This window comes from Synechococcus sp. H55.7 (genome assembly GCF_047462395.1).
GTDB lineage: Bacteria > Cyanobacteriota > Cyanobacteriia > Thermostichales > Thermostichaceae > Thermostichus.
Map to the genome: position 1 here is coordinate 1 of NZ_JANSJD010000025.1, position 20717 is coordinate 20717.

At 60.4% G+C, this 20717-nt stretch carries 16 protein-coding genes; 13 read left to right on the top strand and 3 right to left on the bottom strand.

The window, feature by feature from the left end; translation table 11 throughout:
• Positions 1-224: 224 nt before the first annotated feature.
• Positions 225-1049 (top strand): electron transfer flavoprotein subunit beta/FixA family protein, encoded by an 825-nt coding sequence (locus NW851_RS11470; protein ID WP_414334522.1) that lies wholly within the window; start codon positions 225-227, stop codon positions 1047-1049.
• Between the two features lie 167 nt (positions 1050-1216).
• Positions 1217-2311, top strand: a complete 1095-nt coding sequence (locus NW851_RS11475) for an electron transfer flavoprotein subunit alpha/FixB family protein (RefSeq protein WP_414338652.1) — start codon at positions 1217-1219, stop codon at positions 2309-2311.
• Positions 2312-2330: 19 nt separating this feature from the next.
• On the opposite strand, the gene NW851_RS11480 is transcribed toward NW851_RS11475, so the two are convergent.
• Positions 2331-2615, bottom strand: coding sequence for a YggT family protein (locus NW851_RS11480; protein WP_414334526.1), 285 nt, complete (start codon positions 2613-2615; stop codon positions 2331-2333).
• Positions 2616-2793: 178 nt separating this feature from the next.
• On the opposite strand from NW851_RS11480, the gene NW851_RS11485 reads away from it, so the two are divergent.
• The 7 genes from NW851_RS11485 (at position 2794) to NW851_RS11515 (ending at position 15041) form a co-directional block, all read left to right on the top strand.
• Entirely contained in the window at positions 2794-3936 is a 1143-nt protein-coding gene (locus NW851_RS11485) for a response regulator (RefSeq protein WP_414334527.1), read from the top strand.
• Positions 3937-4143: 207 nt separating this feature from the next.
• Positions 4144-4530 (top strand): response regulator, encoded by a 387-nt coding sequence (locus NW851_RS11490; protein WP_414334547.1) that lies wholly within the window; start codon positions 4144-4146, stop codon positions 4528-4530.
• Positions 4527-4892, top strand: a complete 366-nt coding sequence (locus NW851_RS11495; RefSeq protein ID WP_414334529.1) for a response regulator transcription factor — start codon at positions 4527-4529, stop codon at positions 4890-4892. Before NW851_RS11490 ends, NW851_RS11495 begins: the two co-directional genes overlap by 4 nt.
• Before the next feature lie 111 nt (positions 4893-5003).
• Positions 5004-5522, top strand: a complete 519-nt coding sequence (locus tag NW851_RS11500) for a CheW domain-containing protein (RefSeq protein WP_414334530.1) — start codon at positions 5004-5006, stop codon at positions 5520-5522.
• A gap of 309 nt (positions 5523-5831) precedes the next feature.
• Positions 5832-8306, top strand: a complete 2475-nt coding sequence (locus NW851_RS11505; RefSeq protein WP_414334532.1) for a methyl-accepting chemotaxis protein — start codon at positions 5832-5834, stop codon at positions 8304-8306.
• 174 nt (positions 8307-8480) lie between these two features.
• Entirely contained in the window at positions 8481-13778 is a 5298-nt protein-coding gene (locus NW851_RS11510) for a response regulator (RefSeq protein ID WP_414338657.1), read from the top strand.
• 174 nt (positions 13779-13952) lie between these two features.
• The gene (locus tag NW851_RS11515; protein WP_414338659.1) at positions 13953-15041 is read left to right on the top strand and encodes a metallophosphoesterase family protein; all 1089 of its coding nucleotides are present in this window, start codon (positions 13953-13955) and stop codon (positions 15039-15041) included.
• Positions 15042-15117: 76 nt separating this feature from the next.
• Here the strand turns inward: NW851_RS11515 and NW851_RS11520 are convergent, their stop codons facing one another.
• Positions 15118-16029, bottom strand: coding sequence for a cation diffusion facilitator family transporter (locus tag NW851_RS11520; protein WP_414338662.1), 912 nt, complete (start codon positions 16027-16029; stop codon positions 15118-15120).
• Positions 16030-16174: 145 nt separating this feature from the next.
• Here NW851_RS11520 and NW851_RS11525 point away from each other — a divergent pair, with 145 nt between their 5' ends.
• The 4 genes from NW851_RS11525 (at position 16175) to NW851_RS11540 (ending at position 20227) form a co-directional block, all read left to right on the top strand.
• Complete coding sequence (locus tag NW851_RS11525) at positions 16175-17611, top strand: UDP-glucose dehydrogenase family protein (RefSeq protein ID WP_414338664.1); 1437 nt, start codon at positions 16175-16177, stop codon at positions 17609-17611.
• Entirely contained in the window at positions 17608-18555 is a 948-nt protein-coding gene (locus tag NW851_RS11530) for a UDP-glucuronic acid decarboxylase family protein (protein WP_414338667.1), read from the top strand. Before NW851_RS11525 ends, NW851_RS11530 begins: the two co-directional genes overlap by 4 nt.
• Positions 18556-18663: 108 nt before the next feature.
• Positions 18664-19812, top strand: coding sequence for an ACR3 family arsenite efflux transporter (gene arsB, locus NW851_RS11535; protein ID WP_414334544.1), 1149 nt, complete (start codon positions 18664-18666; stop codon positions 19810-19812).
• Positions 19813-19828: 16 nt separating this feature from the next.
• The gene (locus NW851_RS11540) at positions 19829-20227 is read left to right on the top strand and encodes a YidH family protein (RefSeq protein ID WP_414338670.1); all 399 of its coding nucleotides are present in this window, start codon (positions 19829-19831) and stop codon (positions 20225-20227) included.
• On the opposite strand, the gene NW851_RS11545 is transcribed toward NW851_RS11540, so the two are convergent.
• Complete coding sequence (locus NW851_RS11545) at positions 20194-20601, bottom strand: ArsR/SmtB family transcription factor (RefSeq protein WP_414334970.1); 408 nt, start codon at positions 20599-20601, stop codon at positions 20194-20196. The genes NW851_RS11540 and NW851_RS11545 overlap by 34 nt on opposite strands.
• Positions 20602-20717 lie beyond the last annotated feature (116 nt).

Genomic DNA, 20717 nt, shown 5'->3' on the forward strand with positions numbered 1-20717 from the left:
GGGCAGAGGAAGAGACAAAAATCTCGCCGTAAAGCGGATGGGGAAACCCCACCCGCCTGCGCGGTGGGGTAGTTCATACTTGAGCAACTGATGTGCTGAGAAAGGCGACTGAAGAGTGCTCATCAGAGTGCTCACCGTTTCCGATCCCGAAAAAAAGCTGAATAAGTTTCTGCTGCCTAGGGATCCCTCTTAGTCTGGAGGGGATCGCTAGGGAGCTGATATCCTTGGAAACTTTTGTCCTCATTAAGCAAGTTCCCGATCAAAATGCCAAAGCCGGCATCAACAGTGACGGCACGATCGACCGGGCCAAGGCCAAGCGGATGCTGAACCCCTTCGATCGCTATGCGCTGGAAGCGGCCCTGCAAACCAAACGGCAACATGGGGCGAGGGTGACAGCGATCACGATGGGGCCACCGCCGGCCATCGAGGTGCTCTACGAGGCCATTGCCCACGGCGTGGATCGGGGCATTTTGATGACCGACCGCCGCCTGGCCGCTTCGGATACCTTGGCCACTGCCTACACCCTGGCCCACACGGTTCGCTATGCGGGCCGGCCCGATGTCATCTTCTGCGGGCTGCAGACCACCGACGGCGACACGGCCCAGGTGGGGCCCCAGTTGGCCGAGCGGCTGGGGATCCCTCAGGTTACCTATTGCGAGGCTTTTGAGATCCGCGATGGGATTCTGGTGGCGCGGCGGGCCATCGAAGGGGGATCCCAGACGGTGACGGTGCCGCTGCCGGTTTTAATTACGGTGGCCAATTCGGCGCGGCGCCTGGCCTATCCCACCCTACGCGGCGTGCAGCGGGTGCAGCGGTTGATGCGGGATGAGGCGGCACGGGCCGAGGCCATCCAGATTCTCAACCTGGACGATGTGGGGGCCGATCCAAAGCGCTGCGGCCTCCAGGGATCCCCGACCATCGTGGCCGCCACCGAAAAAGTAGGGGAAATCGGCGGCAACTGTCAGGTCTTTCAAGGGCAGCCCGTGCCGCAACTGATCAGCCAACTGACGCAGGCCGTTGACCTCTTCCGCTGCGCTGCAACTTCCTAGTCCTGTTGGCCAAGTCCCCTCTCCTATCGGCCCCAGAGTGGCTGGCGAAAGCTTTCGGTTTTAGGCGGTGAAAAGCTGACAAAGTTGACCCGGAGAAACTTTGCTTCACCTCGTCGCAACAGATGAGATTGCCCTCGACCCAATCTCAATTCAGGAGTCACGGTTCTATGGATCATAAGCGGATAGTGGTCTTCGCCGAGCAGGTCAAGGGTGAGTTGCAGCCCATCGGCCTGGAGCTGTTGGGAGCGGGGCGACGGCTGGCCGATAAGCTGGGAGCGACCTTGAGTGCCCTCGTCCTCGGCCACAACATCGCTCACCTGCCCCCGATCCTGATCGGCCACGGGGCGGATCAGGTCTTCATCGCCGACCACCCCGAGTTGGCCGAATACCGCACCCTGCCCTACCGCCGCGTTATCCTGGACCTGCTCAAAAGCTGGCCCCAGCCACCCCACACCATCCTGCTGGGATCCACCACCACCGGTCGGGACCTAGCCCCCCGTCTGGCCGCCCACCTGGAAACCGGCCTGACCGCCGACTGCACCGAGCTCGACATCGGCCCCTTCGAGTATAGCAACAGCCGGGATCCCAGCAAGTCCGGCCTCTTCCCCGAATGCCTGTACGCCATTCGGCCCAGCTTTGGCGAGTCCCTCAAGGCCCGCATCCTCGGCCCCTGGAAAAACCCGCAAATGGCCACCGTGCGCCCCGGCGTGATGCTGCCCTTGCCGTGGGACGGCTCCCGCCAAGGGGAAGTGATCCCGGTGCCGGTCAACTTGGAGCCGGAGGATCTCAAGCTGCACATTGTGGAAACGGTGCGCAACCTCTCCCAGGCCGTAGATCTGACGCGGGCCAAAGTGATCGTTTCCGGCGGCTACGGGCTGGGATCCCCAGAAGGCTTCGAGCTGATGAGAGCGCTGGCCGCCTGTTTCCCCAACAGCGCCGTCGGTTCTTCCCGCAAGGCTGTGGATGCCGGCTGGATCCCCTATGCCCACCAGGTGGGGCAAACCGGCAAAACCGTTCGCCCCCAGCTCTACATCGCCTGCGGCATTTCCGGCGCCATCCAACACCGCGTCGGCATGGACAAGTCCCAGACCATCATCGCCATCAACAAAGACAGCGCCGCCCCCATCTTCAAATTTGCCCACTACGGCATCGTCGGGGATCTCTACCAGGTGGTGCCGGAGCTGATCCGGCAACTGCAACAGAGACAGGAGGAGATCCGGGAAGGGGCCGACGAGCGGATCCCTCTCTTGCAAAGTCGCTGAGCAGATCCAGGGAAACGCCCTAGTGCAGAGCCATCGTCAGCAGCCCCTGCTGCCCCAGCAACAGCTCCCGCAGCAGGGTTACCAGGCCCACCCACACCACAGGCGCCATGTCCACCCCCCCCAGCGGCGGGATCAGGCGGCGCGTCGGGCGCAACAGAAACTCCGTCAGGCCGACCACCAGGGAGTAGGGCAGCCGGGAAGTATCCAGTTGCGGATACCAAGACAGGAAAATGCGCAGCACAAACAGGACGGTGTAGATCGCCAATAGCGGACCCAGCACCCAGGCAGTGAATTGCGGCAGCATACGTCTTGCAGGAACCAGGCTCTAGAGGATACTCGGAATGCAGGCACTCGGCTCTAAGCTTAACCCCAACTTTTTAAAACTTTAACTCCGTTTCCAAAATAGTCCTACAAGCAGGGCGGCAGCCATTAGAGACTAGCGTCATAATGGTCGTATCTTGCTAACTCCAGGCAGGGATCCCATGCAGGGAAGATTACAAGAGATCGATATCCGCAGCATCCTTCAACTGATCGAGTTGGGCCAGCGCACCGGTGAACTTTTCGTAGAGGCCAGCCGCTCCGCCTACTGGTTCGTCTTTTTCCTAAATGGGCGAATCATCTACGCCTCCGAAAGCGAAGGCAACATCACCCGCCTCAAAGACTACCTGCGCCGCCTCAAGCTGGAAGCCGCCCTAGACGAAATTCAGATCCCTCCCAAAGCTGCGGTCAATGCCCCCGAGTACAACCGCCTCTGGTCTTTGCTGGAAAACCACAAGCTCAACCCCAGCCAAGGCAAGCAGATCCTGCTGGGCATGGTGCGGGAAGTCCTCTTCGACCTGCTCAGCCTCCACCAGGGCTCCTTCATTTTCGAGGCTGGATCCCCCTTGGCCCCCCAGTTGACCACCTTCCCCGTCACCCCCCTGCTCACCGAGATGGTCACCCAGGTGCAGGAGTGGAAAAAGCTACATCCCTATATCCAGGCTCCCAACCAAGCCCCCACCATCGTCAACCCCCTCCCCCTCCAGCAAACCCTGCCCGCCCCCGTCTTCAAAGCCCTGAGCGAGTGGTCCGACGGCAAAACCAGCATTCGCCAGATGGGTCGCTACCTGGGCCGAGATACCCTGGCAGTGGCCAAGGCCATCTATCCCTATGTTCGCCAAGGGGCGATTCACCTCTCCGAGCCCGTCCTGATTGCCGAGCCCCAGCACAGCCGTCCCCTCAAAGCCGGCGACAAGCCCAGCCACATCCTTTGTATCGACGACTCCATGGCCATCCAAAAAACCGTGGAGTTCATCCTGCAAAACGAGGGCTACCAGGTCACCACCATCGGCAACCCCCTCAAAGCCCTAGGACAGGTGTTTCTCCTCAATCCCGACATGATCCTCTGCGATGTGGCCATGCCCAAGCTGGATGGGTACGAGCTGTGCGCCATGTTGCGCAAATCCAGCCAGTTCCGCGAAACCCCCATGATCATGCTCACCGGCAAGGACGGCTTCACCGACCGGATCAAGGCGCGCATGGCCGGGGCCAACGAGTTTCTCAGCAAGCCCTTCTCCGAGAAGGAGTTGTTGACCGTCGTCGAATCTTATGTGGGCCCACCTCCCAAGCGGGGCGGCGGCGAATAGGCACGGGGTAGCCAAGTCCCAATCAATCCAAATCGAGAACAAGGCTGAGCAGGCGGAATACTGGACAGAGGAGTAACCACGCCGAAAAATAGGATTAGCCACGGCCACAAGGCCAGGTGTGGCCAAAAGCGTCGAAAGACAAAATCTCGGTTGAGGTGGCCCCTAGGGTCAACCAGACCCGCGAAACACAACAGGAGCGAGATGACCATGAGCAAAGTGCTGGTGGTGGATGACAACCGTACCTATCTGGAGACCATTTCCAGTTTGCTCTCCGAGAGCGGGTTGGAAGTCTCCACAGCCATGGACGGTGTGGAGGCGATGGACATCATTCGTCAGCAGAAGCCTGACGTGGTGGTGCTGGACATCGTCATGCCCCGCATGAACGGCTACGAAGTGTGCCGGGAAGTGAAGGGAGATGAAAGCACCAAGCACATCCGTATCGTCGTGTGTTCCACCAAAGATCAAGCCTTTGATATCGAGTGGGCCAAGCGCAATCGAGCGGATGCCTATGTAACCAAGCCCTTCAAGCCTCAAGAGCTATTGGCTACCATCAAACAGCAGTTGCGGGAGATCAAGGAGACCGGCCAAAAATGAGTCGCGTTTTGGTGGTGGAAGACAGTCAATCGCAGCGAGAGATGATCGGCAAGTTGCTGCAGGAGAATGGCTTTGAGGTGATGACGGTGGGAGATGGGGTGGAAGCCGTAGAGGCGGTGAAGCAAAGCAAGCCCGATCTGATTGTGCTCGACATCGTTATGCCGCGGATGAATGGCTACGAGGTGTGCCGTCTCCTCAAGGCCGATCCGCTCACCCAAAAAACCCCGATCGTCATGTGTTCCTCCAAGGGCGAAGAATTCGACCGCTACTGGGGGATCCGCCAGGGAGCAGATGCCTACATTGCCAAGCCTTTCCAGCCGCAGGAACTGGTGGGTACGATTAAGCAATTACTGAGAGGCTAGGAACCGCCCATCCCGCTTCTATGCCTGCTGGCAGAGCCCAGAAGGGCTCTAGGCCCTGGGCAAGGGAGGGGCGGCCACCCCTCCACAAGACCATCGATACGGGGGAGCATCATGCTGGGGGATCTGGATCTGTTGATGGGGGATGAGACCCAAGAATTGCAGGAAATGGAGGCTCCCGAAGGTGAGCTATTCCTGAAATTCAAGGTCGCCACCGGAGAAGAATTTGCGCTGCCGGCGGTAGCGGTTGTGGAGGTGATAAGCATCGGCCCCGAGAAAATTACCCCCATGCCGAATGTCGCGCCAGTTCTGCTGGGCACTCTGAACTTGCGGGGCGAAATCATTTGGGTTGCGGATCTGGGGCAATTTTTGGGGATCAGCCCGCCCCTCAACCTCGACCGCGCCGAGCTCCCTGTGGTGGCCGTGATGGATCAACAGGATTTGCTGATGGGCCTGGCCGTGGATTCAATTGTGGGCATGGAGTGGCTGAAGACGGAATCGGTGCGGCCTGTTCTCGTGGCTCCTGAGTCGATGGCTCCCTTCTTGCGAGGGGAATGGGTGGTGCCCGAGACGGGATCCCGCCTGCCATTGCTGGATCAGTCGGCCATCCTCAGATCCAATCGTTGGAGTTAACAGGCAGTCCTCTGTGAACTTGGCAAAAAGAGAGTGTATAGTTCCTATCAAAGAGCCAGGCTGGCTTCCTTCACAATGGGGAAAGCCGGTCTTGTCCAAAGTGCGCGCCAAGCCTGGTGAAGGTGGGGTTGCCTTGACAGCTATATCGGGAGATGGCGGCAAAAACGTGTTCTTGTACTCGCTATGGGCAGAGGGAGAAATAGCCTACATACATAGTATCTGAGATGAAGGTGTTGGTGTTGGGGGGCGTTCCGTTGGCATCTGCGTTGAAGCGTGAACAGAGCTAACCAAGCAGGGAAGGGAGGATCCATGGTTTCGAGCGCGAACACTCAGAGAGACTTCACCGAGGCAATGGTCGCCTTTTGGCAGGGAGACTACGTTCAGGCAGTACGGTTGTTGAACCAAGTGGCCGCTGCTCAGCCACAGGATACCGCCGTCAAGTTGCTGCTGGCTTCGGCCCAAAGGCAAGCCGGGCTGTTGCTGGAAGCTCGCCACACCTACAGCACCATCCTACAGACGGCCAGTGATCCCGACGAGCTGGAGTCGGCCCGCAAGGGGCTGGAGGAGCTGCTGCAAATGGCACCGGAGCTGGCGGACATGCCCGACTCCTCAGAAGCAGTGGACGAGCTTCGCTCGCAAGAGGGGTTGGCGGATGAGTCCCCCGCCGCCGATCCCTTCCTGCAGTTTGAGGAGAGCAGGGAAGAGGAAGTGGATCCCTTCTCAATGGCAGGCGACCCCTTTGCCGCCGCTGGGGATGTTTTGGCTGAGGAAGGCGGATTCGAGGATCCCTTTGAGACCGGGCTGCAGATGCCGGAGGCCGAGCCGTTGTTCCCATCTTACCAGCTGCCAACCCATCCGCGGGTGACGCCGCCGGCCATTTCGGGGCGGGTAAGTGCGCAAGAGAGCAGGCCTCACACCGATCCGGTGGTCGAGGATGACTTTGCCTTCCTGAACGAGTTCGACCGAGAGCACTTGCAAGCCCTGGAAGGCGACTCCGACTCCATTACGCAGTTGGCCGGCGATGCAGATTTTCCCGAAGAGATGGGCTTGTCCCTACCCGGCTTTGAGGAGGAGGGAGGGGGATCCCTGGATGAGGGCCTGCCGACGGAATTGGCCGCGCCCATGAGCGAGCCGATCCCTGCCCCCGATGAAGACACAGCCAGTCCCGGCTCTGCCCTTTTCGATCTTGACGAGCTGGACAGCCTGGATCGCGAACTGGCCGGCATGGAGGGCGGCGAGCCGGTCTTCTACCCAGATGAGGGGGCGACCGAGGGGATGGCCGGGATGGCGGCAGAGATGGCCGGCGGAGCAGCCCAAGTTTTGCAGCCTCAAGGCCTGCCCACTGCCTCGATTCCCCTTCCTGGTGCAGGCGAAGCAGGGACAAGAACATCTGCCGGGCTCGCCAACCGCCCGCTTGCCGATCGGCAATTGGCCACGGCGCTGATCCAAGGAGCGGTGAGTTTGGCTGCCGGGCTGGCGATTGGCCTGGGGATCCCGGCCAATGGGGGAGCTCGCTTGATGGCCGGCGTCATCGGAGGTGGGGTGGTCGGCACGGTAGCCGGGGTTGTACTTGGGGCCAGTAGTGCCAAACACCTTCGCTCCGCCGCCCAAGAGCTGGCTGGCCACTTTGCCGCCTTGGCCCAGGGGAATTACTCAGTACGAGCCACAGTCAATGCCCCTGATGAGCTGGGGCGCTTGGCCGACAGCTTCAACCAGATGGCGGCTGCCATTGAGGCCACCTTCACAGAACTGAACCAGCGGGCTGCCGAGCAGGGGCAAGCTAAGGAAGACCTCCAGCGCCAGGTGATTCGCCTGTTGGACGACGTGGAAGGGGCTGCCCGTGGGGATCTAACCGTGCGGGCAGAGGTGACTGCCGATGTGCTGGGGGCGGTGGCCGACTCCTTCAACCTGACCATTCGCAGTCTGCGAGACATTGTCAGCCAGGTGAAGCGGGCCGCCGCCGCCGTGAACGATGCCGCCTTGCAGAATGAGGACTTTGCCCGCAGCCTCTCCGCCGATGCCTTGCGCCAGGCGGAGGAGATTTCCAACTCCCTCAACTCCATTCAGGAGATGACGGAGTCCATTCAAGAGGTGGCCAGCAACGCCCGAGAGGCGGCCAACGTGACCGCCCAAGCCACAGAAGCAGCTTCTCGCGGTGGAGAAGCGGTGGATCGGACGGTCAGCGGCATCCTGGAGATCCGGGAAACGGTGGCGGAAACCACCCGCAAGGTGAAGCGCTTGGCGGAGTCCTCGCAGGAAATCTCTAAGATCGTGGCCTTGATTTCACAAATTGCCTCGCGCACCAACCTGCTCGCCTTGAACGCCAGTATTGAGGCCGCCCGAGCCGGGGAATCGGGACGGGGCTTTGCCATCGTGGCCGATGAGGTGCGACAACTGGCCGACCGAGCCGCCAAGGCCTCGAAGGAAATCGAGCAGATTGTGTTGCAGATCCAATCGGAAACCGGCAACGTGATGACGGCCATGGAAGAGGGCACCCAACTGGTGATCGAGGGGACACGGCGGGCCGAGCAGGCTAAGAACAGCCTGGACGAGATCATCGAGATCAGCCACCAGATCGACGGATTGGTGCGGGCGATTTCTCAGGCCACTGTGCAACAGACGGAAACCTCTCGCTCGGTGGCGCAGTTGATGCAATCGGTGGAGTTGACCGCCAACGAGACTTCCAAGGAGGCGCAGAAGGTGGCGACTTCGCTGCAACAGTTGGTGAGCATTGCCCGTGAGCTGCAGGCTTCCGTCGGTCGCTTCCGGGTGGGGGATGAATGAGCAAATCTGCTTTTTTGAGGGCATTCTAGGGACTAAGGATCCCAGGGACGAGAAGTCCCCGCTCTTCCACGGCACTGGGATCCCCCTTTGCAACATTGGCCAAACGCTTTGCTCAGCCTGGTCGGTCTGTTATCACTGATGCATACTTGTGGGCTGTAGGAAGGGCCTCCTGCCATGAACGAAGAAGCACAGAAGCGGATCCTCAGTTATTTCATTGAAGAAGCCCGCGACCACTTGGCAACGATCGAGCAAGGGCTCCTCAGCCTGCGCGACAGCATGAGCGATCCTGAGCTGATCAACGAGCTGTTCCGGGCTGCTCACTCCATCAAGGGGGGAGCCGCCATGCTGGGCCTCACCAGCATCCAACGGACGGCCCACCGCATGGAGGATTTTTTCAACATCTTTCGCTCTCGTCCCGGCGGAGTGCCTGTCGATCAGCACCTGGAAACTTTGCTCTTGCAGGCCTTTGATGGGCTTGCGATGTTGTTGGAGGAGCTACAGAGCCCCCGCGGCCTCACCGAAGAAGTTGGCAACACCACGCTGGCGGAATTGGAGCCGGTTTTTCAAGAGACCGAAAGGCACATTCAAAATCTTCTGGGCGAGGGCCCTGTCTCAGCTCCCGTCTCGCCACCGGCAGCCCGTACCCTGCAGCAGGACATGGCAGAGGTGGTGCCGCAGCAGTTGCGCCAGATGCTGGAGCTGTTCAAGCGAGGGGAGCAGCCAGGCGTTCGCGATCAGCTAGTGGCGGCCAACGCCGTCCTCAAAGAGATCGGACAAGTTCATCATCTGGCGGGCTGGCAGCAGTTGACAGAAACTTTCGGGCAAGCCCTGGGCAACCCCGACGCCGATCTGCGAACGTTGGCTTTGGTCGCCCTGCGGGATTTGAAGCAGGGACAGCAGCTCATTTTGGCCGGCCAGCCGGAACAAGTTGCCCCTTCTCCAGAACTGCAACAACTGGCTCGCCCTGCCGCCCCCCCTGCCCCACCGGATCCTTGGGAGGTGCTGGTGCATCAGCAGATCCCAGCTCTGTTGCGCCAGATGCTGGAGTTGTTCAAACGTCCCGACGACCCAGCTACCCGACCGGCCCTGCAAGCTTTGGCGCAATCTTTGCAGGATTTGGGACAGTCCTCAGCTCTGGATCTGGGAGGCTGGACAGACTTAGCCCGCTTGATCGTCGAGATTTTGGCGGATCCCGGCCAGAACTTGCGACAACTGGCCCTGCCGGTGCTGCGAGATCTGAAGCAAGCTCACCAAGCTCTGGCCAGCGGAGCGGCAAACACCATCCAGCCCTCGGCAGAGTTGCTGGCCTTCCGCCCTGTGCCGGCAGCCCCCGAAGAGCCAGAGGTCTCGAAGCTCTTCGAGCTTGGCCTTGCTGGGGAGTCTGAGGCAGAGCCGCTGTTTACCCAACCTGAAGATGCCCCAGAGGATTGGGCTGCGGCTGCTTGGATCCCTGCCGAAGCAAGTGCTGCCCCCCATCGGAGCTGGGAAGCTGAGCCCATGCCAGAAGCCGAGACATCCTTGCAGGAGCAGGAGAGCGCAGAAGCGAGCTGGGATCAAGTGGTGGAACAGCCGGCATCCCTCTGGGAAATGGACACGGCTTTGGATTCAGAGAACCTGCTCGCTCCTGCACAAGAGGAGAGCCTAGATCTGAGTTGGCCGGAGGCCGCAGCGGCCTGGGAGGAAGACCGGGAAGCAGCCGCCGTGCCGGCAGAAAACCCAGAAGAGGATGGGCTGGGATCCAACTTGGCCTCTGTTGCGGAAGACTTCCATGCCACCCCCTTGGATCTGGAGGAAGAAGCCGCTTCGGCCTTTGACGAGCTGTTTGCCAACGCAGAAGCGCTATCCGATATCGAGGAGTTCCCGCCGGAGCTGATCCCCCCTTCTCCTGAGCCTTTCTTGCAGACCTTTGCGGAACCGAGCCCAAGCTTGGAGGAGGAGGGAGTCGAGGCCGATCTGGCGGATCTGTTTGCCGAAGTGGTGGGTGAAGCGGCAGCAGAGCCTGCCGAGCTGACAGGGGCTGAGGAAGCGAGCCAGGCCGTCTGGACGGTTGTACAACAGGAAGTGCCGGCCCAAGCTGCTGCAGAAATCGCAGAGGAGGTGTTTGACTTTGCCCCAGAGGAAGCCGCAAGTGCCGGAGTGGAGGCGTTGTTTGAGCTCGAGGAACTCTCCGTAGAGAATGTTCCCCTGCAGGAAATGCCCGAGCTCCCTGACGTTGGGGCCATTTCCGATGGGGATTCGGTGGCGGATCTTTGGGCGGCTGAGCCGTCCCCACCCCTTCAGCAGGCCATCGGGGATGGGGATCTCTGGGCTGAATTCCCCGCCGATATTCGGCTGGAGGATTTTTCCACCCCGGCAGACTGGGATTCTGGGGAGATGGGATCCCCAGAGTTGGCCGACTCTGCTGCGGATGAGGCTGCCGAAGATAGCTGGGAGAGCCTTTTCTCCACCCCTGCAGCCGATCAAGCCTCGTCGATGCCGGAAGAAAGCGAACCTTCTGGATTTTTTGATGTTGCTTTTGAGCCCTCTTTTGATGTTGCGGATTCTGGCCCGGCTGCGGTTGAGCGACTGGAAGACCTCTTTGCCGAGGAATCCTTGCCGACGTTGGAGGAATTTGCTGCTGCTGGCGAGCCAATGGCAGCGGCAACCCCAGACTTCGAGGCCGAGCTGGGCCTAGGCGATCTCTTCGCCGGCGAGACTCCGGCAGACGCCCAGGAGGGGGCTTGGTTGGAGGAGGTGTTCCCGGCCCAGGAAGAAGAGCTCTCTGGGGAAACACAGCCTACCGATTTGGCGGGCACTGCCCCCTCGCCAGAGTTTTCCTTCGACCGCCTCAATGCTCTATTTGCCGAGGAGACCGAAACCGAAGCCCTGAGCTTAGAAGCCGGCGGATCCCTCTCGGCCATGGATGGCGAGGTGGATTTGGATGAGCTGAGCCGGTTCTTTGCAGAAAGGGAGGCCGCCCAGGAAGGGATCCCCTCAGATCTTGCCACCTTCCTGGGCGAGGCAGAGGCTTTGCAAGGGAGCAATCTGGAGGGAGTGACTCTGCCTGAGCCAGAACCACTTGTAGCTGCTGCAGAGCAAGGCGGAGCTTCCCAGCCGGCAGAAGAGGATCTGGCAAGCCAACTGGAAAGCCTGTTCACAGAGGATGAGCTCTTGGCTGCCCCGAGCGCGACTGTTCTTGGCAGCGAGACCCAGCTCTCGGAGGAAGAAGCGCCGGAAGTCTCTCCTACCCCAAGTTTGGACGATTTGGCCGCCCTTTTCGATGCCGCCGAACCAGCGGTGCCGCCTGAGCTGGAAGAGTTCATCGCTCCCATTGTGGGATCCCCTGCAGCCGTGAGCGGCGAGGTTGCCGACGATTTCGCAGCCCAACTGGAATCCCTCCTAGTCAATCTCGAGGTCGCCCCCCAGGCCTCTGCAGCAGCGCCGGCACCTTCTCCGTCCGCTGTCGCTGCCGCCCCAGCAACAGCCGCCCCCACGGCACCGGCTACACGGCGATCTGCCCTCAGCAACCCTGTGATGCGGGTGGAGGTGCGCCACCTCGACTCCATCAACAACCTGGTGGGAGAGTTGGTGGTCATTCGCAACAGCATGGAGCAAAACCAAACTCGCCTGCGCCAGTTTCTGGATGGCCTACTGGGCCGGGTGCAACAACTGGGGGAGCTGGGCCAGCGCATGCGGGATCAGTACGACCGCTCCCTGTTGGAGTCGGCGCTGTTCTCCAGCCGCAGCGGCTCAGCCTATGGCGGCACGGTAACGGTGGGCTTCGGTCGCAATGGCGAGGGAGCCGGACACAGCAGGCGAGGGCATTCTTCCGGCCAAGAGTTCGACAAGCTGGAGATGGATCAATTTACGGCCTTCCACACTCTGGCCCAGGAGATCATTGAGCTCATCGTGCGGGTACGCGAGTCTTCCTCCGACATCGAGTTTGCGGTGGATGAGGCAGAGCAGATCACCCGCCAATTCCGCCAAGTCACCACCCAACTGCAAGAAGGCCTGAACCGGGCGCGCATGGTGCCCTTCGCGCAAATTGCCGACCGCCTGCCCCGCGCCGTCCGTGATCTCTCCATCAAAACGGGCAAACAGGCCAGCCTGGTGGTGGAAGGCCGCGACACCCTCATCGACAAAGCCATCCTGGAAGAGCTCTCCGACCCGATGACCCACCTGGTAAACAACGCCCTGGTGCACGGGATCGAGCCCCCTGAGGAGCGGCGCCGCTTGGGCAAGCCCCCTGAAGGCAAGATCACCGTCAGGGCCTTCTACCAAGGCAACCAGACAATCATCGTTGTCGCCGACGATGGCGCCGGGATCCCGGTGGAGAAAATCAAGGCCAAGGCGCAAAGGCTGGGGCTGCTGTCAGAGCAGGCAACCGAAGACGAAGTATTCAACGTCCTCTTCCACCCCGGCTTTAGCAGCCGCGAGGCCAGCGAGGTGGACGACCTGGCCGGGCGGGGGGTTGGCTTGGATGTGGTGCGCCGCAACATCACCGATCTGCGCGGCAGCATCCAAGTGGATTCCGTGCGCGGCAAGGGCACCACTTTTACCATCCGCCTGCCGCTTACCTTAAGCATTTCCAAGGCGATGGTGTGTGTCAGCGACAAAGCCCTGATCGCCTTTCCTCTCGACGGTGTGGAGGAAATGCTGGATGTTCCCGTCGACGAGGTGCAGCCGGACGAGCAGGGGCGGCTCTCCATTCCCTGGCGGGATCAACGCCTTCCCTTCCAACCCCTCTCGAATCTGTTGTCCTACAGCCGCAGCCACAGCCGCAGCCGCTCCGAGGTCTACAGCGTTGCCCAGGATGAGGGCATCATCCCCATTGTTGTCCTCCAAAGTGCCGGCCAGTACCTTGCCCTGCAGGTGGACAGCTTTGTGGAAGAGCAGGAAATCGTGATCAAGCAATTGCGCGGGCCTGTGCCCAAACCACCTGGCATTTCTGGGGCAACGGTGCTGGGCAATGGTCGCGTGCTGCCCATTGCTGATGTCCTTGAACTGGTGGATATGGCCCAAGGCCGCCGTCGCGATCTCAGCCGCCTCTGGGCAGAGCGTCGCGCTGCGGAGCCACGTGTCGAGGAAACCCATCAAACCACGGTGCTCATTGTGGATGACTCGATTGCGGTGCGGGAGCTGCTCTCCATGTCCTTCCAAAAGGTGGGCTACCGGGTGGAGCAAGCCCGCGATGGACAGGACGCCTGGGAAAAGCTTCGCGGTGGCTTGCGCTGCGATCTCATCTTCTGCGACATCGAGATGCCGCGCATGGACGGCCTGGAGTTGCTCTCCCGCATACGGGCAGACAGCAACCTCAAGCATATTCCGGTAGCTATGCTTACCTCAAGGGGGGCAGAACGGCACCGGCAGACAGCCCGGGAGCTGGGAGCCACTGCCTACTTCACCAAGCCCTACTTGGAGGAAGAGTTGTTCAGCGCTGCCGCTCGCATGTTGCAAGGGGAGCAGTTGTTGACGCCTAGCCCCGCTCCCTGAGCCTTAGCGGGTGCCGTTCGCGCTAGTGGGTTGTAGGCCCTACGACCAGCAAAGGTATGGGGATCCCGGTATAGGCCGATATGCCTCACCCATGCTGAGTAGAGGGATCCCGTGATGGATGCCAGAATAACAGAAGTGCTTGATCCCCCGGTGTGTTGTCAAGGGGAGGAATCCGTGCAGATTCGCTTTGCTGTGGTGAGCGATCCCCACATCACTGTTCCTTCCACCCTTTGGGATCATCCCAACCGGTTTCATTTGGTGGAGGTGAGCATCCCGGCTCTGGAACAAGTTTTGCAGCATCTGGTGCAGTTGCCTTTGGATTTTCTCCTTTTGCCGGGGGATCTGACCCAGCATGGGGAACCGGAAAACCACGCCTGGTTGGCGGAGCGCCTGGCCCGTTTACCTTTCCCAGCTTTTGTGGTGCCCGGCAATCACGATGTGCCCCAGCGTGAGGCATTGCCAGAGTTTCCCCGCTACTACCAAGCTTTTGGCTATGAGGACAGGCGGTCTTTGGATTACAGCCGCCTGTTGCAGCCAGGGATCCGTTTGATCGGCCTCAATTCCAACCACTTTGATGCTCAGGGCCAGTTGGTGGGGTGTCTAACTTCGGAACAACTGACCTGGCTGGAAAAGGAATTGGCAGCAGCCGAAGAGGAGCTGGTGCTGCTGATGGTGCACCACAACGTGGTCGAGCATCTGCGCGGGCAGTCCCTCCACCCCTGGGGCCGTCGCTACATGCTGGAGAATGCCTCTCAATTGCGGCGGCTGCTGCAAGCTTACGGGGTGCAACTGGTGTTCACCGGACATTTGCACATTCAGCACATCGCCCGGCGAGGGGGGGTTTACGACATTACCACCGGCTCTTTGGTCAGTTTTCCCCATCCCTACCGCCTTGTCGAGATCCGACTGGATCGCGAGACCGGGATCCACGTCCACATCCAAAGCTACCGGGTGGGATCCCTGCCCGATTGGCCCGATTTGCAGGCGTTCTCGCGGGAGTGGATGGGTCAGCGCAGCGAACCGGTGGTGGTTAAGTTTTTAACCTCTGCGCCGCTGCATTTGCCCCTGGAGCAGGCCCAAGCCTTGGCCCCACAATTGCGCCACTTTTGGGCAGGGGTAGCTGCCGGGGATCCAGACCTCGCTTTTCCAGACTTCCCACAGCCGGCAGGTCGATTCCTGGAGCGATTTAGCCGTTGTTTTCGCTGCCCACCCGATAATCAGGCGCAGCTCCATTTGCTGCCTCGGGGTTTTTTTATTTCCTAGGAACCAGGGCAAAGAATGGCCTTTGCAGGATTTGGCAGTTGGCGAAGCGGTACCGTTTGTTCTTTCGGAAACATTCCTAGGGTTGGGATCCCTCGATGTGGGAGTAGGGCTCTAGGTGGATGGTGACCCGCACCGGCCCGTAGCGCTCCTGCAGCAGTTGCTCCACCGCTTCGGTGATGCGGTGGGCCGACTCCACGTCCAGCGGCTCCACCACCATGTGCATTTCGATAAAGATCATCTGCCCTGGGATGCCGCGGGAGGTGATGTCGTGGCAGTCCAGAACTCCAGGCAGGCTGAGAACCAGCTCCCGCAAGGTTTTGGGGGGGATGGCCACCCGGTCGGTTAAAAAGGGAACGTTTTCCCGCAGCACTTCCCAGCCGCTCCAGAACACCAGCAGCCCCACCGGCACCGCCAGCACCTGATCCAGCCAGGGGATCCCCCAGTAGTGGATCCCGGCCAGTCCCAGCAGCACCGTCAGGGTTACCCAAACATCGCTGAGGGTATGGCGGGCATCGGCCAAGAGCAGCGAGCTGGACAAAGCCTTGCCCCAGGAACGTTCATAGAAGGCCACGAAGAGGTTGATCCCCAGCACCCCCACCATCAGGGTTAGGGCCAGTCCATCGACCTGCAGCGGCGGCTGGGGCTCGAAAAACCGTCCCACCGCTGCGCTGAGGATCTCAAAGCTGGCCATCCCCAGAAAAGCGGCGATCCCCATGGCACCGATGGCCTCAAACTTGCTGTGGCCGTAGGGGTGCTCCTCATCCGGCTCTGGCGAGGAAAAGCGGGCCGCCAGCAGGGCAAGAATGTTGCTGACGCTGTCGGCGGAGCTGTGCAGGGCATCGGCCACCAAGCTCAGGGATCCGGTCGCCAGGCCCAAACCCAGCTTGACCAAAAACACCAAAAGATTGAGCCCTAGGGTAACATACAGCACCCTCTGCACCTGGTGCTGACGGCGAGCGGCTATGGCAGCAGAATCGGGGAAACTCACCGCTCAAAGGCTCAGAAGAAAACCGGTTCTGCTTTATTTTGCCACCGGCTTGGGTTCAAGGCTGTCTTTCCTCCCCTTGAGGATAGGGGATCCCGGTCGGCGGGGTATTTTAGAACCAAGCATCGACGCGAGGGGGAAGCGGGCTATGGACGTGGCGGTTGTGGGAGCTGGCTATGTGGGGTTGGTAACCGGCGCCTGTCTGGCTCACCTGGGCCATAGCGTTATCTGTGTAGACAACAACCCCGTCAAAATCGAAAACTTGCAGCGGGGCCACCTGCCCATCTACGAGCCTGGGCTGGAAGAGCTGGTGCGGGGAGGCACCGAGGCCGGCCGGCTGCACTTTACCACCGACCTGGGCCTGGCGGTGAAAGCCAGCGAGGTCATTTTTATTGCCGTGGGCACCCCAGCTTTGCCCAGCGGCGAGCCGGATCTGCGCTACGTAGAGGCCGTGGCGCGGGAGATCGGCCAGCACCTGGACGACCGCTACCGGGTTATTGTCAACAAGTCTACCGTCCCCATTGGTTCCGGCGACTGGGTGCGCATGCTTATCTTGGATGGGGCTGCTGGGGCGGCCAAGCAGCGCCTGGGCAGCCGGGAAGAGAGCGAACTGCTCTCTGGGGGAGATCGGGAGGCAACTCCTTTCTCCAGAGGATCCCTGGCTTTGCAAATCTCTCCTCGGACACCTCAGTTTGACGTGGTCAGCAACCCTGAGTTTTTGCGAGAGGGCAGCGCCATCCAGGATACCTTCTACCCGGATCGCATCGTGATTGGCTCCAACAGCCCCCGCGCCATCGAGATCCTGCGGCGGCTTTACGAGCCCATCCTCAGCCGCCAGCAGGGCTTGGGTGGGGATCCCGTGCCTTTACTGGTTACCGACTTGGCCTCCGCCGAGATGATCAAATATGCCGCCAACGCCTTCTTGGCCACCAAGATCAGCTTCATCAACGAGATCGCCAACATCTGTGAGCGCACCGGTGCCGACATCACCCAGGTGGCAACAGGGATCGGCCTCGATAAGCGCATTGGCCGCGCCTTTCTCAACGCCGGTATAGGCTGGGGAGGGAGCTGCTTCCCCAAGGATCTGTCAGCTCTCATTCAAACAGCTGCTGACTACGGCTATGAGGCCAAGCTGTTGCGGGCTAGTGTCGAGGTCAACTGCGAGCAGCGGCAGCGCCTGGTGGAAAAGCTGCAGCAGGCCCTCAAGGTGCTTAAGGGCAAGACCATTGGCCTTTTGGGCCTCACCTTTAAGCCCCACACCGATGACCTGCGGGATGCCCCCTCTCTGACGTTGATCGAGCAGCTCCACCGGCTGGGGGCCAAGGTGAAAGCGTATGATCCCATTGTGTCGGCTTCGGGGATGCGGGAGGGCCTGGCCCACGTGATAGTGGAAACGGATGTGTTTCGCCTGGCCCAGGACTGCGACGCCCTGGTGCTGGTGACCGAGTGGCCGGAGTTTTTGTCGCTGGATTACCGGCACCTTGCCGAGCTGATGCGGCGGCCTTTGCTGATCGATGGCCGCAATTGCCTTGACCGGCAGGCCGTTCAACAGGCGGGTATCACCTTGATTGGAGTGGGCTGGTGAAGATCCTGGTCACGGGTGGTTTGGGATTTATCGGCTCCCATCTGGTCGGCCGCCTTCTGCAAGAAGGCCACGCAGTTATCTGCCTCGACAACGGCTACACGGGGCGGGAGGAGAACGTACAGGCCCACCGCGACAACCCCGCTTTTACTTTGCTGTGGCACGATGTGGCCGAGCCGCTGCCGCCGGAGCTGGAAAAAGCCGGGATCGAGCAAATCTACCACCTGGCCTGTCCCGCCTCGCCGCCCCACTACCAGGCGGATCCCATCCACACCATCCGCACCGGTGTCTGGGGCACCTACCACCTGCTGGAGCTGGCCCAGAAAACAGGATCCAGGTTCCTGCTGGCCTCGACTTCAGAAGTGTACGGGGATCCCCAGGTGCACCCCCAGCCGGAGGACTATTGGGGCCATGTCAACCCCATCGGCCCGCGGGCCTGCTACGACGAGTCCAAGCGCCTGGCCGAAACCCTGACTTTTGACTGGCAGCGGCAACACCAGACGGAGATCCGCGTCGCCCGCATCTTCAACACCTATGGGCCGGCCATGCGGGAGGATGATGGCCGCGTGGTCAGCAACTTCATCGTCCAGGCGCTGCGCAGGGATCCCCTCACCGTCTATGGGGATGGATCCCAGACCCGCAGCTTCTGCTACATCGCCGACCTCATCGAAGGCCTGGTGCGCCTGATGAACGGCCCCTATCCCGGCCCCTTTAACCTGGGCAACCCGCAGGAGTTCACCATCCTGGAGCTGGCGCAGCAGGTCTTGGCCCTCACCGGCAGTCCTTCCCCCATCGTCCACCGGCCCCTGCCGACCGACGATCCCAAGCAGCGCCGGCCCGATATCCGCAAAGCCCGCACCCTGTTGGGCTGGGATCCCCAGATCCCCCTGCAGGTTGGCCTGGAGCTAACCATCCCCTACTTTCGTCGGCGGCTAGGGCTGGAGTAAGTTGAGGTCAAACTGAACAAGTTTTTTTGATGTATCCTGAGAGAGCCCATTAGGAACGCGGCTACTCGACAACCTGCGTTTTCTCGCCTGCAGTTTTCGGCTTTTCCCATGGCTCTCACCGAATCTGACCCCAAAGCTCTCCCCGGCGGCGGATCCCTGAGTTTTTTTGAGCGCTATCTCACCCTTTGGGTGGCTCTGTGTATTGTTGCCGGGATCCTGTTGGGTCGATGGTTTCCGGGCCTGGCAGAGGCGCTGGATGCCCTGAGCCTCTATCAGGTCTCCATTCCCATTGCCGTCTGCCTGTTTTTCATGATGTATCCCATCATGGTGAAAATTGATTTTGGCCAGGCAGCCCATGCCTTGCAATCGCCCAAACCGGTGCTGTTGACCCTGGGGGTGAACTGGCTGGTGAAGCCTTTTACCATGGTGGTGATTGCCCAGTTTTTCTTGGGGTGGCTGTTTGCCCCTTGGATAACCGGCACGGAAATGATCCGCGGTACAGAAGTGAGCCTCAGCAACTCCTACATTGCCGGGGCCATTTTGCTGGGCATTGCCCCCTGCACTGCGATGGTGCTGATGTGGGGCTATCTCAGCTATGGCAACCAAGGCCACACCCTGGTGATGGTGGCGGTGAACTCTTTAACCATGCTTTTCCTCTACGCGCCGCTGGGCCGCTGGCTGCTGGCCATGAGCGATTTAACGGTGCCCTGGCAAACCATTTTGCTATCCGTAGCCATCTACGTGGGCCTACCGCTAGTTGCAGGAGCAGCCTCTCGCTATTGGATTCTTAAAACCAAGGGCCGGGAATGGTTTGAGAAAGCTTTTTTGCGCTACCTCAACCCCATTGCCATCACCGCCTTGCTGGTGACGCTGGTGCTGCTTTTTGCTTTTAAAGGGGATCTCATTGTGGAAAATCCCTTCCACATTTTGTTGATTGCAGTGCCGCTTTTTGTGCAGACCAACCTTATTTTTGGCCTCACCTATGTGGCAGCCCAGAAACTGGGCTTGTGCTATGAGGATGCCGCTCCGGCGGCTTTAATCGGCGCCAGCAACCACTTCGAGGTGGCCATTGCAACGGCGGTGGTGTTGTTTGGCTTGAACTCCGGGGCCGCCCTGGCCACCGTCGTAGGGGTGCTGATTGAGGTGCCGGTGATGCTGATGCTGGTGGAAGTATGTAAACGCACCGCCTTTTATTTTCCCCGCCAGCCGGAGAAGGCCAGCTTGCCGGATCCCCGCTGTCTTAAAATCAGCCCTTGAGGGATCCCTGTAGCCCATGAACTTGCCCCCAGATCGCCAACGGGAACACCAGGCCAATGAGCGCACCTTTCTGGCCTGGCTGCGCACCTCTGTGGCTCTCATTGCCTTTGGCTTTGCCCTCACCCGCTTCAGCTTATTTCTGCGGCAGATTGAAGCCGCCCACTCCCCTGAGCAGCCCGCCGCGGCGCACGGCCTCCTGAGTGCCCAGAACTTGGGCCTCCTGTTGGTGATCTTTGGAATCCTGATGATCGGCCTTTCTGCTTGGCGCTACAACCAGGTGATGCGGCAAATCGAGGCAGGCGACTTTCGCCCCAGCCGTTTCCTCATCTGGATCATGGCTGCCGTTGTGGCCCTGTTTGGGCTGCTGCGCCGTCCCCGCCCTCAGGAACCTCCGCGGCTCAGCCTGCCGGAGTGAAGGGCCGCCAGGGGTTCCAGTTGCTGAGCCTGCTGCTTGAGGCGCTTGATTAACTGCTTGCACACCACCTCGCACAGCTCAAAACAGATGGGATCCGCAATTTGGTAGTAGACGCTCACGCCCCTGGGCTCGCGGCTGACGATCCCTGCCTGCGCCAGGATCTTGAGATGTTTGGAAACGTTGGCCTGGCCCATGCCGGTGGCCTCTAGGATTTGGGTAACGTTCTTGGGCCCCGAGCGCAACTGACACAGGATCTGCAGCCGGCTGGGCTCCGCCAAAACCTTGAAGTACTCCGCCACGCTGGTCAGCACTTCCGGCGTCAGGGTCAACTGGCACTCGTCTTTGCCACCTTTCACGAGCTTGTCCCAATCCATAGTCTGTTCTGTCTTGAGGGAGGTGGTAGCTTGATTTTAACACTAAATAGTTATATAGTAGCTCTAGAGACCCGAATTCGGATCGCTTTCGGGTTTTGTCAACAGACAGGAGGGCA